The 14,539-nt window shown below is 70.9% G+C and carries 15 protein-coding genes; 7 read left to right on the forward strand and 8 right to left on the reverse strand.

The annotated features are described in order from the left end of the window. The 3 genes from E2E34_RS20900 to E2E34_RS20910 all read right to left on the reverse strand — a co-directional run. On the reverse strand, positions 1–1,339 hold a 1,339-nt coding region (locus tag E2E34_RS20900; RefSeq protein ID WP_167518337.1), incomplete at its 3' end, for a cellulase family glycosylhydrolase. Positions 1,340–1,423: 84 nt separating this feature from the next. Continuing rightward, positions 1,424–2,395: a zinc-binding dehydrogenase gene (locus tag E2E34_RS20905; RefSeq protein WP_208765295.1), complete on the reverse strand. Its 972-nt coding sequence runs from the start codon at positions 2,393–2,395 to the stop codon at positions 1,424–1,426. A gap of 151 nt (positions 2,396–2,546) precedes the next feature. After that, positions 2,547–3,794: an NAD(P)-dependent malic enzyme gene (locus E2E34_RS20910; protein ID WP_138903456.1), complete on the reverse strand. Its 1,248-nt coding sequence runs from the start codon at positions 3,792–3,794 to the stop codon at positions 2,547–2,549. A 523-nt stretch (positions 3,795–4,317) separates the two neighbouring features. On the opposite strand from E2E34_RS20910, the gene E2E34_RS20920 reads away from it, so the two are divergent. Genes E2E34_RS20920 through E2E34_RS20930 form a run of 3 tightly spaced genes read left to right on the forward strand, consistent with a single transcriptional unit; the run spans position 4,318 to position 7,050 of the window. After that, on the forward strand, positions 4,318–5,274 hold the full coding sequence (locus E2E34_RS20920) for an ABC transporter substrate-binding protein (RefSeq protein ID WP_138903458.1): 957 nt from the start codon (positions 4,318–4,320) through the stop codon (positions 5,272–5,274). A gap of 44 nt (positions 5,275–5,318) precedes the next feature. Further along, positions 5,319–6,287 (forward strand): amino acid ABC transporter permease, encoded by a 969-nt coding sequence (locus E2E34_RS20925; protein WP_138903459.1) that lies wholly within the window; start codon positions 5,319–5,321, stop codon positions 6,285–6,287. 1 nt (position 6,288) lies between these two features. Further along, positions 6,289–7,050: an amino acid ABC transporter ATP-binding protein gene (locus E2E34_RS20930; RefSeq protein WP_138903460.1), complete on the forward strand. Its 762-nt coding sequence runs from the start codon at positions 6,289–6,291 to the stop codon at positions 7,048–7,050. Between the two features lie 68 nt (positions 7,051–7,118). On the opposite strand, the gene E2E34_RS20935 is transcribed toward E2E34_RS20930, so the two are convergent. Beyond that, on the reverse strand, positions 7,119–7,895 hold the full coding sequence (locus E2E34_RS20935; protein ID WP_138903461.1) for a class I SAM-dependent methyltransferase: 777 nt from the start codon (positions 7,893–7,895) through the stop codon (positions 7,119–7,121). An 86-nt stretch (positions 7,896–7,981) separates the two neighbouring features. Here E2E34_RS20935 and E2E34_RS20940 point away from each other — a divergent pair, with 86 nt between their 5' ends. Next, positions 7,982–8,611: a CGNR zinc finger domain-containing protein gene (locus tag E2E34_RS20940; RefSeq protein ID WP_138903462.1), complete on the forward strand. Its 630-nt coding sequence runs from the start codon at positions 7,982–7,984 to the stop codon at positions 8,609–8,611. On the opposite strand, the gene sodX is transcribed toward E2E34_RS20940, so the two are convergent. Next, positions 8,515–8,940 (reverse strand): nickel-type superoxide dismutase maturation protease, encoded by a 426-nt coding sequence (sodX, locus tag E2E34_RS20945; protein ID WP_138903463.1) that lies wholly within the window; start codon positions 8,938–8,940, stop codon positions 8,515–8,517. The two genes, E2E34_RS20940 and sodX, sit on opposite strands and share 97 nt — an antisense overlap. 144 nt (positions 8,941–9,084) lie before the next feature. Between sodX and sodN the strand changes: the two genes are divergently transcribed. After that, positions 9,085–9,480, forward strand: coding sequence for a superoxide dismutase, Ni (gene sodN / locus E2E34_RS20950; RefSeq protein ID WP_069926993.1), 396 nt, complete (start codon positions 9,085–9,087; stop codon positions 9,478–9,480). A gap of 195 nt (positions 9,481–9,675) precedes the next feature. Further along, positions 9,676–10,341 (forward strand): HNH endonuclease family protein, encoded by a 666-nt coding sequence (locus E2E34_RS20955; RefSeq protein WP_138903464.1) that lies wholly within the window; start codon positions 9,676–9,678, stop codon positions 10,339–10,341. Positions 10,342–10,377: 36 nt separating this feature from the next. Here E2E34_RS20955 and E2E34_RS20960 read toward each other — a convergent pair whose 3' ends face one another. From E2E34_RS20960 to E2E34_RS20970, 3 genes are all read right to left on the reverse strand, one after another. Beyond that, on the reverse strand, positions 10,378–11,580 hold the full coding sequence (locus E2E34_RS20960) for a winged helix DNA-binding domain-containing protein (RefSeq protein ID WP_138903465.1): 1,203 nt from the start codon (positions 11,578–11,580) through the stop codon (positions 10,378–10,380). Between the two features lie 10 nt (positions 11,581–11,590). Beyond that, positions 11,591–12,472 (reverse strand): SDR family oxidoreductase, encoded by an 882-nt coding sequence (locus E2E34_RS20965; RefSeq protein ID WP_138903466.1) that lies wholly within the window; start codon positions 12,470–12,472, stop codon positions 11,591–11,593. Between the two features lie 191 nt (positions 12,473–12,663). Then, the gene (locus E2E34_RS20970) at positions 12,664–13,629 is read right to left on the reverse strand and encodes a LysR family transcriptional regulator (RefSeq protein ID WP_138903467.1); all 966 of its coding nucleotides are present in this window, start codon (positions 13,627–13,629) and stop codon (positions 12,664–12,666) included. 195 nt (positions 13,630–13,824) lie between these two features. Between E2E34_RS20970 and snpA the strand changes: the two genes are divergently transcribed. Beyond that, the gene (gene snpA, locus E2E34_RS20975; RefSeq protein WP_138903468.1) at positions 13,825–14,484 is read left to right on the forward strand and encodes a snapalysin; all 660 of its coding nucleotides are present in this window, start codon (positions 13,825–13,827) and stop codon (positions 14,482–14,484) included. The last annotated feature ends 55 nt before the right edge of the window (positions 14,485–14,539 follow it).

The raw sequence follows: 14,539 nt of genomic DNA on the forward strand, positions 1-14,539 counted from the left end.
CCCACGCCCGGATCCGCCCGTCCCGCACCCACGCGGCCCCGGTCACCCGCACCCGCCAGTCGCGCGCACGCGAAGGCAGCGAGAGCTCGGTGACCCCGCGCCCGGAGGCGACGTACGACAGCCGGAACTCGCGGGTCAGCGGGTCGTACGACTCGGCGCGCACCCGCCCCGCCACGGCCCGCGCGTACGGCGACGCCGTCTGCTCCTTGTTCGTACGGAACTTCCCCGCCGCGTCCACCGCGCAGTAGCCACCGCCGTAGCACCAGACGTAGCCCGCCCAGCCGGAGCTGTAGCGGTGCATGGACGCCAGGGCCTCACGGTAGAAGCGGCCCATGTTCGGCAGTTCGTTGTTGAGCGGCCCCCACTCCCCGACGACCACCGGCACGCGGTGCTCCTCCGGATACGCCGTGACGGCCGCCTCGTACGCCTCGATCCAGCCGGCCGCCGGGTCGTAGTCGGCGCCCGCCTCCATGGCGGCGTTGTAGAAGTGCGGGGCGTACACCACCTTGGGGTCGTCGATCCTGCCGAGACCGGTCGGCACGCCCTCGCCCACGATCGGGGTCGGCTCGACGAACACCCAGTTGTCGCGGTCGACCGCGCGCACGGCGTCGGCCAGGCGGTTGTGCATCGGCGTGATCTGCTCGCGTTCGATGCGGCGGGCGGCCGTGGCGAGGTCCTCGCCCGGCCCGAGCTCCCCCATCGGCTCGTTGATCAGGTCGTACCCGAGCACCGCCGGGTGGTCCCCGAACCGGGCGGCGATCACCCGCCACATGGCGGCCTGGGCGCGCTGGAGGTCCGGGTCCTCGTAGAGGTGGGTGAAGGCGCGCTGCACAGCCGGCTGGAAGTACTCGGAGAACCAGTCGTCGGGGTTGGGCGTGAACGGGAGCCCGTCGGTGCGCGTCGCCCACTCCGGGATGCCGCGATGCCCGAAGGCGGGGCCGAAGACGTCCTGGTGAGCGTCGATGAGCACCTGGACGTCGTACTTCGCGGCCCAGTCCAGGATCCGCTCGATCTTGCGCAGGTACGCCGCGCTGTACCGCCCGCGCCGGGGCTCCAGGTCGTCCCAGAAGACGAGCAGCCGGGCGAAGTTGAAGCCGCGGGCGTTCAGGTCGCGGAAGTGCCGCTCGGTGATGGCGGACAGCGCCTTGTCGCCGCGGTTCGTCTTGTCCTCGACGTTCCAGCCGCGCAGGGTGAGGACGCGTCCGCGGTCGTCGGTGAGCCGGGGGATCGCGTCACCCGCGTCGGCCTCCCTCGCGCCGGCCGCCGGGGCCAGGGCCCCGGCCGCCAGTGCGACCGTACAGAACGCAGCGGCGAATTTCCGGACCGTTCGGGCTCGCACGGACACCACAGACACCACGGACACCCCTCCAGCAGCACGTCGTCGTCGCGTGCCGGAGAGCACATCAGCAGAACTGACGGTCCATCAAGAGGTCGTCAGCACGATCTTTCCGAAAAGGTCGCCGCCCGCCATCCGCTCGAAGCCCTCGCGGGCCCGGTCCAGCGGCAGCACCTCGTCGACGACCGGCCGCACGCCCGTCGCCGCGCAGAAGGACAGCAGGTCCTCCAGCTCGTCCTTGGAGCCCATCGTCGAGCCGACGACCTTGAGCTCCAGGAAGAAGATCCGGTTGAGTTCGGCGGACGGCGGGTTCGGGCCGCTGGTCGCGCCGGAGATGACCAGGGTGCCGCCGGGTCGCAGCGACTTCACCGAGTGCGACCAGGTGGCGGCGCCGACGGTCTCGATCACCGCGTCGACCCGCCGCGGCAGCCGCGCGCCCGGCTCGAACGCCTCCGCCGCGCCCAGCTCCACGGCCCGCTTGCGCTTGGCCTCGTCGCGGCTGGTGGCGTACACCCGCAGGCCCGCCGCCTTGCCGAGGACGATCGCGGCGGTCGCGACACCGCCGCCGGCGCCCTGCACGAGGACGCTGTCGCCGGGGCGTACGCCCGCGTTGGTGAAGAGCATCCGGTACGCCGTGAGCCAGGCGGTCGGCAGGCAGGCGGCCTCGGCGAACGACAGCTCCTTCGGCTTGGGGAGCACGTTCCAGGCGGGGACGGTGACCTGCTCGGCGAAGGTCCCCTGGTACTTCTCGGTCAGGATGGACCGCTTCTCGCGCGGCCCGACCCCGTGCCCGGTATCGCCGATGACGGAGTGCACGACGACCTCGTTGCCGTCGGCGTCGATCCCGGCCGCGTCGCAGCCCAGGATCATCGGCAGGGACTCCTCGCCGAGACCTACGCCGCGCAGCGACCACAGGTCGTGATGGTTGAGGGAGGCGGCCTTGACGGTGACGGTGGTCCAGCCGGGCCTCACCTCGGGCGCGGGGCGCTCGCCCAGCTCAAGGCCGTTCAGCGGGTGGTCGCGGTCGATGCGGGCGGCGTAGGCAGCGAACATGACCATGACGATAGGGCGGCCGGATGCGTGGCGGAACCACGCACGGGTGTGACACGCGTCGCTCACACGAGCGGGGCCGTGCCCCGCCCCCACGCAAAGGCCGCGCCGCCCCCTCGGCAGAGGGTGCGGCGCGGCCCGTACCGGCGCGGTCCGAGCACTACCGCCGCGCGACACCCTCCGCGCGAGCCGCCGCCGCCACGGCCGCCGTGACGGCCGGAGCGACACGCTCGTCGAACGGGGACGGGATCACGTAGTCCGCGGCCAGCGCGTCACCGACGACGTCGGCCAGCGCGTTCGCCGCCGCGATCTTCATGCCCTCGGTGATCCTCGACGCCCGCACCTGGAGCGCGCCCGCGAAGATCCCGGGGAAGGCCAGCACGTTGTTGATCTGGTTCGGGTAGTCGCTGCGACCGGTCGCGACGACCGCCGCGTACTTGTGCGCGACGTCCGGGTGGACCTCCGGGTTCGGGTTGGCCATGGCGAACACGAACGACTGCGGCGCCATCGACGCCACCGCCGGCTCCGGCACCGTGCCGCCGGAGACACCGATGAAGACATCGGCCCCGACCAGCGCGGTCTCCAGCGAGCCGGTGAGTCCGGCCCGGTTCGTGATCTCGGCCAGCTCGCGCTTGACGTCCGTGAGGTCCTCGCGGTCCCGGCTGACGATGCCCTTGCGGTCGGCGACGGCCACGTCGCCGAGCCCGGCCGCCAGCAGGAACTTCGCGATGGCGACCCCGGCCGCACCCGCGCCCGAGATCACGGCGCGCAGGTCGCCGAGCGTACGGCCGGTGAGCTTCGCGGCATTGCGCAGCGCGGCCAGCGTGACCACGGCCGTACCGTGCTGGTCGTCGTGGAAGACCGGGATGTCCAGCTCCTCCTGGAGCCGGCGCTCGATCTCGAAGCAGCGCGGCGCCGAGATGTCTTCCAGGTTCACGCCGCCGAAGGACGGGCCGAGCCGGACGACGGTCTCGATGATCTCGTCCACGTCGGTCGTCGCGAGCGCGATCGGCACCGCGTCGACGCCGCCGAACTGCTTGAAGAGGATCGCCTTGCCCTCCATCACGGGGAGCGAGGCCTCGGGGCCGATGTCACCGAGCCCGAGCACCGCCGTGCCGTCCGTCACGACGGCCACGACGTTCGATTTCCAGGTGTAGTCGTTGACCAGATCGGGCTGCTCCGCGATCGCGCTGCACACCTTGGCGACGCCCGGCGTGTACGCGAGGGACAGGTCGTCCTTGTCGCGCACCGGAACGGTCGCCTCGATGGCCATCTTGCCACCGCGGTGCAGGGCGAAGGCCGGATCGAAGGGCTCCTCGGGAGCCCCTTCGGCACTGTTGCCCGTATTGCTGTCCATAGTCCTGTCCGCACTGCTGTCGCTGCGAGGATTGACGATCTCCGCTGCCATTCGTTTTACCCCTTAAGTCTTCATCAGTTGAGGGTGGCCGCTCCTGGTTGAGGAGGGGTGGGCGGGCACCGCGTCCGTTCTCTGCGCTGGGCGGTTGGCCCGCCCTGACAGAGAGGAGGTACGTACGCGCGGGCGCGCCGCACACGCGCCCTGAGCCCCGGATGAGGGGTGTAACCGTCTTTTCTACCTGATCGGCGGCATCGACGACGAGCCCGTATCACCGCGGTGGTACGACTCATGCCCGCATGTGCGGACAAGTCCGTTTGATGGCATGAATCGGTTCCAAATGGCGAGACGAGCCGGAGATTTTCCGGCCGAAAAGGCGGTACTCAACAGAAGGTCCGGCCCTGAAGTACCGGCCCGTTGAGATTCGGGGGTGACCCGTTACCCGATTTTGACATGACTGGAGCCCTGAATGGGCTAGTCCGAATGGCAAGATGCCGTAATCACACGAGGTCGCGATACTCGAAGTAGTGTGCCCGACCTCCCAGGCCACTCCCCTTTCTCGCCGGAGGAACCAACCATGACCGCACGCACCACCCGTCGTACGACCGCCACCAAGTCCAGGACAGCCGCGGTCGGCGCGATCGCGGTCGCCGGTGCCCTGCTGCTCGCCGGCTGCGGCGACCAGACCGGCTCCGGCTCGGGCAGCGACGAGACCAAGGGCACCAAGTCCTCCAGCGCTCCGCTCTTCGACAAGCTGCCGAAGAAGTACCAGGACGCCGGAAAGATCAAGGTCGGCACGGACGCCGCCTACGCCCCGATGGAGTACGAGGAGGGCGGCAAGATCGTCGGTATCGACCCCGACATCGCCGCCGCCCTCGGCAAGGAGCTCGGCGTCGAGTTCGAGTTCACCAGCGGCACCTTCGACGGCCTCATCACGTCGCTGAACACCGGCCGCCAGGACGTCGTCATGTCGGCCATGTCCGACACGAAGGCCCGCCAGGAGGGCCTGGACGACAAGGGCAAGAAGGCCGGAAAGGGTGTCGACTTCGTCGACTACTTCAACTCGGGCGTCTCGCTGCTGGTCAAGAAGGGCAACCCGGAGAACATCAAGTCCCTGGACGACCTCTGCGGCAAGAAGGTCGCCGTCCAGCGCGGCACGATCTACGAGGACACCTTCAAGGACCAGGCCAAGAAGTGCGGCAAGGACAAGCTTGAGATCTCGTCGTTCGACACGGACGCCGAGGCGCAGACCCGTGTGAAGATCGGCGCCGCCGTGGCCGACCTCAACGACTACCCGGTCGCGGCCCACATCGCGAAGACCGCGGGCGGCGGCAACGACTTCGAGGTCGCCGGCGGCCAGATCGGCGCCGGCCCGTTCGGCATCGCCGTGAACAAGGACAACACGGAGCTGCGTGACGCGATCAAGGCGGCTCTGGACGCGATCATCAAGAACGGCGAGTACGAGAAGGTCCTGGAGAAGTGGGACGTCAAGGACAGCGCCGTCACCGAGGCGACCGTCAACGCCGGCAAGTAAGTCACGGCGTTCTCGCCTCAAGCGTTCACTGAAGGGCAGTCACAGTGACTGACAAGTTCGACAAGGCGCCCGCCGAAGAGCCCCCCGAGGACTCTCCGGTCGCCAAGGCGGAAGCCACCCCCGCTTCCACCGCTCCTCCCGAGCAGATCAAGGCCATCCCGGTACGGCACTGGGGCCGCTGGGTCTCCGGCGTGATCGTGGTCGCGCTGCTCGGCTCGCTGATCTACGCGTTCTCGCAGGGCAACGTCCAGTGGGGCACGGTCGGGGACTTCATCTTCGACCAGCGGATCCTGGAAGGCATGGGCCGCACGCTGCTGATCAGCGTGCTGTCGATGGCCATCGGCCTCGTCCTGGGCGTCGTCTTCGCGGTCATGCGACTGTCGAAGAATCCCGTCACCGGGGCGGTCGCCTGGCTCTACATCTGGTTCTTCCGCGGCACTCCGGTGTTCGTCCAGCTGCTGCTGTGGTTCAACCTCGCCTTGATCTTCCCGATCCTGAACATCGGGTTCTACAAGGACGAGATGGTCGACGTCATGACGCCGTTCATGGTCGCCCTGCTGGGCCTGGGCCTGAACGAGGGCGCGTACATGGCGGAGATCGTCCGGGCCGGCATCCAGTCGGTCGACGAGGGTCAGACCGAGGCGGCGCACGCGCTGGGCATGAAGAACAGCAAGACCATGCGCCGCGTCGTACTGCCGCAGGCCATGCGGGTGATCGTGCCGCCGACCGGCAACGAGTTCATCAACCTGCTCAAGACGTCGTCCCTCGTCGCGGTCGTGACGTACGTGGACCTGACACGAGCGGCGCAGAACATCGGCTCCACCTCGTTCGCCGTGATGGAGATGCTGCTCGTGGCCTCCGTCTGGTACCTGGTCCTGACCAGCATCTTCAGCGTCGGCCAGTACTACCTGGAGCGCCGTTACGCACGCGGTTCGCTGCGGACACTGCCGCCGACTCCGTGGCAGAAGGTCAAGCGCAACCTGTCGTCCTTCTCCAGCCCGAGGGGGGCATGACATGACCGCCATGGTGAAGGCCGAGGGCGTACACAAGTCCTACGGCACCGCGCACATCCTCAAGGGCATCGACCTGGAGGTCGCGCCGCGTGAGGTGTTCTGCCTGGTCGGCCCGTCCGGCTCCGGCAAGTCCACGTTCCTGCGGTGCATCAACCACCTGGAGCAGATCAACGCCGGCCGGCTCTCGGTCGACGGCCGGCTCGTGGGCTACCGCGAGAAGGGCGACAAGCTCTACGAGCTGAAGGACAGCGAGGTCGCGGCCCACCGCCGGGACATCGGCATGGTCTTCCAGCGCTTCAACCTCTTCCCGCACATGACGGCGCTCGAAAACGTCATGGAGGCCCCGATCCAGGTCAAGGGCGAGGCGAAGGCGGTGGCCCGCGAGCGGGCCGAGCGCCTGCTGGACCGGGTCGGCCTGGGCGACAAGTCCAGGAACTACCCGTCCCAGCTCTCCGGCGGCCAGCAGCAGCGCGTGGCGATCGCTCGCGCGCTGGCCATGGAGCCGAAGCTGATGCTCTTCGACGAGCCGACGTCGGCGCTCGACCCCGAGCTGGTGGGCGACGTGCTCGACGTGATGCGCGGTCTCGCCGAGGACGGCATGACGATGATCGTCGTCACGCACGAGATGGGCTTCGCCCGTGAGGTCGGCGACGCGCTGGTCTTCATGGACGACGGCGTGGTCGTCGAGGCGGGCAACCCGCGCGACGTGCTGACCAACCCGCAGCACGACCGGACGAAGGCGTTCCTGTCGAAGGTGCTGTAGCCGGACACGACGAAGGCGGTACGGACCACCCGGTCCGTACCGCCTTTTCGCGTGCCGTGCCCCGTCGGTTACTTCACCGCCAGCACCAGCGCGTCCGAGGGCGAGCGCCACACGGCCCGCGCCTCCCCGAACCCGCCGGCCTCGCGCAGCGTCCGCGCGTGCCAGTCGAGGCTCGGGGTGTCGCCGTCGGCGTGCTCGCCGTAGATCTCGAAGCGCCGGGCGGTCGGCTCGGCGAGTACGGGGTCCTTGGCGGCGAGTTCCCACCACTCGGCCCAGTCGACCGCGCCCAGGGCCTTGGCCCGGTCCATCTGTGCGTGCCGGTGGGCGCGCTCGGCCGCGTTGATGCGCGGGGTGCTCTCGTCGATCATGTGGTCGGCGTTCATGAAGACGCCGTCGGTACGCACCAGGCCGCCCAGCTGCCCGTACAGGGTGGTGAGGTCGTCGCTGTGCAGCCAGTGCAGCGCCGTGGCCGTGAGGACGGCGTCGTACGACGCGTGCGGCAGCGCACGGGTCCACTGCGGGTCCTTCAGGTCGGCGGTGACGAAGGCGACCCGCTCGTCGCCGTCGAAGTACCCCCGCGCGATCGCGAGGAGCGCCGGGTCGAGGTCGACGCCGGTACTGGTCGCCTTCGGGAACCGCTTGAGCAGCCGGTCCGTGATACTTCCCGTACCGCACGCCAGATCCAGCACCCGGGGCTCGCGGCCGACGAGGGCCTCGACCATGTCCAGCATCACCCGGAACCGCTCCTCGCGGTCCGGCATGTACCACTCCTGCTGCCGGTCCCAGCTCTCCTGCCAGGCCGCCCAGTCCGTCCCCGTCGCCGACCCCGTGTACGTCTTCGCCATCAGGACTCCTCCGCCGCGTTCCGTAATACCCTCGAAGCACAAACAGCTATTACTGAGACCCTAGACCGCCCTCGTAAGGACTACAAGTGGAACTGGCCTATTACTCGGACTACGCCGTGCGCCTGGTCAACAGCGAGGAGCCGGCCCGCAACAAGGACACCCTCACGTCGGTGGACGCGGTCAGGGCGCTGTTCGGCGGCAACGCGTCGGCGGCCCGCCGCGCCACGGACGCGGACGTCACCCGCTTCCGTTCGGTACGGGCCCGCCTGCGCGCGATCTTCGAGGCGGCGGACGGGGGCGACGAGACGCTCGCGGTCGACCTGCTCAACTCGCTGCTGATGGAGTTCCCGGTCAGCCCGCAGATCTCCGGTCACGAGACGCGCAAGGAGGACGGCCGCCCCGACTGGCACATGCACCTCGCCGACCACCCGTCCAACGCGACGGCCGGGTACGCCGCCATCGCCTCGATGGGCCTGGCCTTCCACCTGACCGAGCACGGCGCGGACCGCCTCGGCCTGTGCCAGGCGCCGCCGTGCCGCAACGCGTACCTGGACACCTCGACCAACCGCTCGCGCCGCTACTGCTCGGACCGCTGCGCGACCCGCGCCAACGTCGCCGCCTACCGGGCCCGCAAGCGCCTGGAGACCGACCGGTCGGCGAGTACGGGGCGGACCGCCGACACCAGCCAGGAAAGCACCACCACGGCCGACCGCTGACGCCCGGCCCGGATCGGGCGGTAGCGCGCCCGGACCCGCCCCAGCACCAGCTCGGCCGGCACCACCCCGAAGGCCCGGCTGTCCACGACCTCGGCGTCCGGATTGTCGCCGAGGACCCACCAGCCGGCGCCCCTGCGGTCCACCAGCCGCTTCACGATGAGCAGATCCTGCTGCAGGGGATGGCGCAGTACGGCCACGTCCCCCACACGCAGCCGCGCCCCGTAGTGCACCAGCAGCTGATCCCGGTGCCGCAGCGTCGGCACCATGGACGGGCCCGTCACCTCGGCGACCCCGAACACCGCTGTCGGCTCCCACCCCTGCTCGGCCATCCGGCACCTCCCGGTCCGATCCTCCACCAGTCCCATACTCGCCCTGGACTTTTGACCTAAGCCCATGGGGGCACCCGCGAAAACCGGTCTCTCACGGAGTAATGTCCCACCTGAGAAGACGATCACGAGGAAGGAAGCTCTTACATGCTCTCCCGCCTGTTTGCCCCCAAGGTGAAGGTCAGCGCTCACTGCGACCTGCCCTGCGGCGTGTACGACCCGGCCCAGGCCCGCATCGAGGCCGAGTCGGTCAAGGCCACGCAGGAAAAGATGCAGGCCAACGACGACGCGCACTTCCAGGCGCGCGCCACGGTCATCAAGGAGCAGCGCGCGGAGCTCGCCAAGCACCACGTCTCGGTGCTGTGGAGCGACTACTTCAAGCCCCCGCACTTCGAGAAGTACCCGGAGCTGCACCAGCTCGTCAACGACGCCCTCAAGGCGCTCAGCGCCGCCAAGGCCTCGACCGACCCGGCGACGGGCCAGAAGGCGCTGGACTACATCGCCCAGATCGACAAGATCTTCTGGGAGACGAAGAAGGCCTGACCCACCCGGTCGCCTTCCCGGCACACCCGACAGCACCCGGCATCCGCGCGGAGCCGGGTGCTGTCGTCGTCCGCGGGCGGGCCGGAGGTTTCCCCACGAGGCGGCCCGTGCGGGTGGTTTCCGGGGGCTCCGCGGCGTGTCCGGGTGACAGATGCCGCTAGTACTGGTCCGTCCGTACGAGACGGAGGGATCCGTATGCGCAGGTTCAGCTTCCTCGTGTCCACACTCCTCACCGCCGCCGCCGTCGCCCTCGGGACGGCGCCGGGCGCCGGCGCCGCGCCCGGTGACACGGTCAGCACCACCGTCGAGCAGGCCATCGAGAAACTGCCGGTCGCCGCCGAGGACAGCAGCGGGTACAACGCCGCGAAGTTCCGGCACTGGACCGATCCCGACCAGGACGGCTGCGACACACGGGCCGAAGTGATCATCGCGGAGGCGACCACTCCGCCCGCCGTCGACGGGCGGTGCACCATCACGGGCGGCGCGTGGCACTCGTACTACGACAAGCGGGACCACTCCGGCGCGGGCGCCCTCGACGTCGACCATCTGGTGCCGCTCGCCGAGGCCTGGCGCAGCGGGGCGTCGGCGTGGACCGCCGACGAGCGGGAGCGGTTCGCGAACGACCTGGGCGACCCGAGAGTGCTCGCCGCCGTGACGGCCTCCGAGAAGCGACTGAAGGGGGACCGGGACCCGGCGCGCTGGGAGCCGTCCGACGACAGCGCGGACTGCCGGTACATCGCCGAGTGGGCGGCGGTGAAGGGGCGGTGGAAGCTGTCCCTGGACGCGTCCGAGCTGGCGGCGTTGCAGAACATGGTGGCGGAGTGCCCCACGGAGGAGATCACGTACGAGATGGCGCTCTGACGCGGCCGGGCGCCGGGCGCGGTACCGGCCGGGCACTCAGGCCGTCAGTTCCTCCTCCAGCCACGTCCTGCCCCGCGTCCGCGCCGTCAGGCGTACGCCCGCGAGCAGCGGGGCGAGGCGCTCCGCCTCCGCGTGTACGGCGGCCTTCGCGTCGCGGCCCACGTCCTCCAGGTAGCGGCAGACGATCGCGCCGGTCGCGTCCTGGGCCCAGCCGCCGACGATCCGGCCGTTCCACCACACGGAGGGGCCGATGTTCCCCGCGCGGTCGAAGAGGCGGGGCGCGTGCTCGCCGAGGTACCAGTCGCGGGTGTGCCAGCCCATCGGCGTCGAGTCGAGGGCGGGCAGCAGCGCCGCCCACGGCTCGGGCACGGGCGGCGGGTCGAGGTCGTCGGGGAGCAGCAGGCCGGTGCCGCCGTCCTCCAGGTCTGCCTCCACCGCGCGCAGTTCGGCCAGGGCCCGCTTGACCTGCGTCTTGGTCCAGCCCGTCCACCAGCGCAGATCGTCCGCCGTGCCGGGGCCGAAAGCCCGCAGCCAGCGCCGGGCCAGCTCGGTCTCGGCCTCCAGGGTGTCCCACTCGGCCAGACCGTCGGGGCACCACCGGGTCAGCGGTGACCAGCGGTACTGGTGGGACGTCCACGAGCCGCGCGGTCTGCCCCGTACGGCGAGCCCTTCGGCGGCGAGGAGGAGCAGCAGGCGGCTCGCGACCTTCTGGCGGCCCTCGTACGACTTGCCCCTCGACAGGACGATCTCGGTACGCAACCGGGCATCGGCCGCGGCCAGTTCCGCGGCGGTGATCTCGCCGCCGGCCTCCAGCGCGTCGAGGGCCGCCCGCTCGGCTCCCGCGAGCCACCGCGCGACGCCGGCCGCGTCGGCGGCGACGCCCGCGTCGGCCAGGACGTCCAGCAGTCTGCGGCGCTCCCGGGCGGCCACCTGGCGCGAGCACGCCGCCTGGACGACGGGGGCGACGTCGAGGGAGGTGACGAACACCGTGCGGCGCATGGCGAGCAGCCGCAGCAGCGAGCGGTCCTCGTACAGCGCGCGCTCGACGTCCGCGACGGTGCCCGCCCGCATCCGCACCAGCGCGCCGAGATGGACGGACGAGGGGTCGGTGCCGTGCAGCGCCACCAGGTCGCGCGCGACCTCCACCGGGCCGTCCGCCCGTGCCTCCACCGCCAGCCGGTGCCGCCACGCCAGGCGTGCCCTGCGCTCGGCCGTGGCCACCCGCGTCCGCTTCCCCATGGGCCGGAGCCTAACCGGTCAAGTGCCGGTGGCCGGCCGGGTTCTCGCGGAGGAAGTCGGCGAAGGCCGTGGCCGGGCGGCCGGTGAGGCGCGGCACGGCGTCGGAGACCTCGGCCAGCTCACCGTTGGCCATGGCCTCGTACGACGAGATCCACCCCTCGACCTGCCACGGCTCGGCGTGGAACCGCTCCCGTGAGGCGTACGCCTCCTCGCGCGTCTCCGGTACGTAGGTGACCGTGCGGCCCGTGGCCCGGCTCAGCTCCTGGGCGATCTCGGCGAGAGACAGGGCCTCGGGCCCGGTGAGGTCGTACGTGGTGCCGTCGTGGCCGTCGTGGTCCTCCAGCTCCGCGAGGAGTACGGCGGCCGCCGCGTCCGCGATGTCGTCGTGCGCGACGGCGGAGACGCGCCCGTCTCCGGCCGGGCCCCGGATCACGCCGTCCTCGCCCGCCATGGCGGGGAACGCGGCCTGGTAGAAGCTGTCGCGAAGGAAGGTGTGGCGTACGCCGGTGGAGCGGATGTACTGCTCGGTGTGCCAGTGGTCGCGGGCGAAGGTGAACGTCGCGTCGGGCGACGCGCCCAGGAAGGACACGTACACGATCCGCTCGACGCCCGCCGCGAGCGCCGCGTCCACGGCGGTCTTGTGCCTGCGGACCCGGTCGGGGTTCTCGTGCGCGGAGACGAGGAAGAGCGTTCCGGCGCCGTCCACCGCCGTGCGCATCGCCTGGGCGTCGCCGTAGGAGGCGGGCGGCGCCTTCACCGCGCCGGGCAGGGCGGGCAGCCGGGCGGGGTCGCGGCCGAGGAGGAGCTGGGAGACGCCGGCGCCGGCGAGGCGGCGGGCGACGGCTCCGCCGATTCGGCCGCTCGCTCCGGTGACGGCGATTGCTGGGGTCATGGGGCGTGTCCTTTGCTGCTGCGTGCTGAGTCCTGCGCTGCCGGCGGACGGCGGTGGCGACCGTCCTCTACAGCGTCAAGGGGACGCGGCCGCAGAGCATTCCGCCGTAGCCCATTGGCACCAGCGCCCGGGCGCCTCGTCGCGGGCCGGGCGCCTTGTCGCGGGCCGGGCACCCGGCTGCGCCCCGGGCGTCACGCCACCGCGCCGCTGCCCGCCAGCAGGGGGCTCTCGGTGCGCAGGAGCCACTGCCGGTAGCCGGGGGCCCGCATCGCGGCGTCGCGGTACGCGGCCTCCAGGTCGGCGTACACGCCTTCCGCCTCGGTGAAGCCCGGTCGCGACACGAGCAGCAGCCGTACGGCGAGCGGGTCGCCCCGCAGCGGGCGGATCGCCATGTCCTCGCGGGGGCCCGAGGTCGGCTGGCAGGGTGCGACGGCCTCGCCCATCACGATGAGGGACGTCGCCGTGTGGTAGTCCCCGCGCAGGACCGGCGGGTCGAGGCCGGCCGCGTCGAACACCCGCTGCACGCCGTCCCATTCCCCGTCCACCGTGGGGTCGATCATCCAGCGGTCGGCGGCCAGGTCGGTCAGCTCCACCACGGAGCGCCCGGCCGCCGGGTGGTCCCGTGACATCGCGATGAACTGCGGTTCCCGCTCCACGAGTACGCGCTGGTCGAGACCGGCGGGGACCCGCAGGGCGAATCCCTCCACCTCGTGCACGAAGGCGACGTCGAGCTGTCCCGCCGCGAGCAGCCGCAGCAGCGTACGGGCCGACACGTCGACGTGCAGGGAGGTGCCGGTCTCCGGGAGGCGTGTACGGAGCCTGCGCAGCCACCCGCCGAGGACGCGGCTGGCGGTCGCCCCGATGCGCAATTGCGGGCTCCCCGAGGAACGGGACGCGGCCGCTCGCGTGTCGGCCACGAGCGCGTTCATCTGCTCGACGAGCGGACGCGCCCTGCTGAGCACCGCCCGCCCCAGCGGCGTCGGCCGGCAGCCCGTGCGTTCGCGCGAGAACAGCTCCGCGCCCAGGGCGTTCTCGATCCGGCGGAGCTGCGTGGTCAGGGACGGCTGGCTCATTCCGAGCGTACGGGCGGCCTTGTGCAGGCTGCCGGTGTCGGCGATGGCGCACAACGCGCGAAGGTGCCTGACCTCAAGCTCCATGCCCCGACCCTAAGGCGGCCCGCCTGAGCCACACCAGACTTCATGAGCACAGGAATCACTCCCGCTTTGGCGGAAGTTGGGCCGGGTGATGCGCTCGCGCTATCACCGGTTGACATCATGCGCGGCCGCGGCGGGGCCCCGACACTCTCCCTACCCAACCGTTTGACATGAACGGAACGAGTAGGAGCCCCCCACATGAAGACACGGCACCCCAGAACCCTCCTGACCACCGCCCTCGGCCTCGGCCTCGCCGCCGCCACCCTCGGCGCCGCCCCCGCGACGGCGGCGACTTCGGGCACGTCCGGCACGTCCGGCACGTCCGCCTCCTACACCTCGTACGAGAGGTCCAAGGAGAACGCCGCCGCGAACAAGGCGTTCTTCGACGCCGTGCGCGAGTCGGTCGCCGAGAAGCGGGCCGCGAACCCCGAAGCGCTGGCCGTCACCGTCGTCTACTCCGCGGCGAGCGCGCCCACCTTCCGCACGCAGATAGCCAGGAGCACCCAGATCTGGAACAGCTCCGTCACCAACGTACGGCTCCAGGAAGGGTCCAACCCCGACTTCGTCTACCGCGAGGGCAACGACCCCCGTGGTTCGTACGCCAGCACCGACGGGCACGGCAGCGGGTACATCTTCCTCGACTACCGCCAGAACCAGCAGTACAACTCCACCCGCGTCACCTCGCACGAGACCGGCCACGTGCTGGGGCTGCCCGACCACTACTCGGGTCCGTGCAGCGAGCTGATGTCCGGTGGCGGCCCCGGCACCTCGTGCCAGAACGCCACCCCGGACTCGCGCGAGCGCAGGCGCGTCAACCAGCTCTGGCAGAACGGCTTCGCCCCGGCCGCCACCTCCTGACCGGCCCTGGTGGCGCGAAGGGGCCCCGTACGTCCGCGGACGTACGGGGCCCCTT

The sequence above is a fragment of the Streptomyces albidochromogenes genome (assembly GCF_005981925.1).
Taxonomy (GTDB): Bacteria; Actinomycetota; Actinomycetes; order Streptomycetales; family Streptomycetaceae; genus Streptomyces; species Streptomyces albidochromogenes.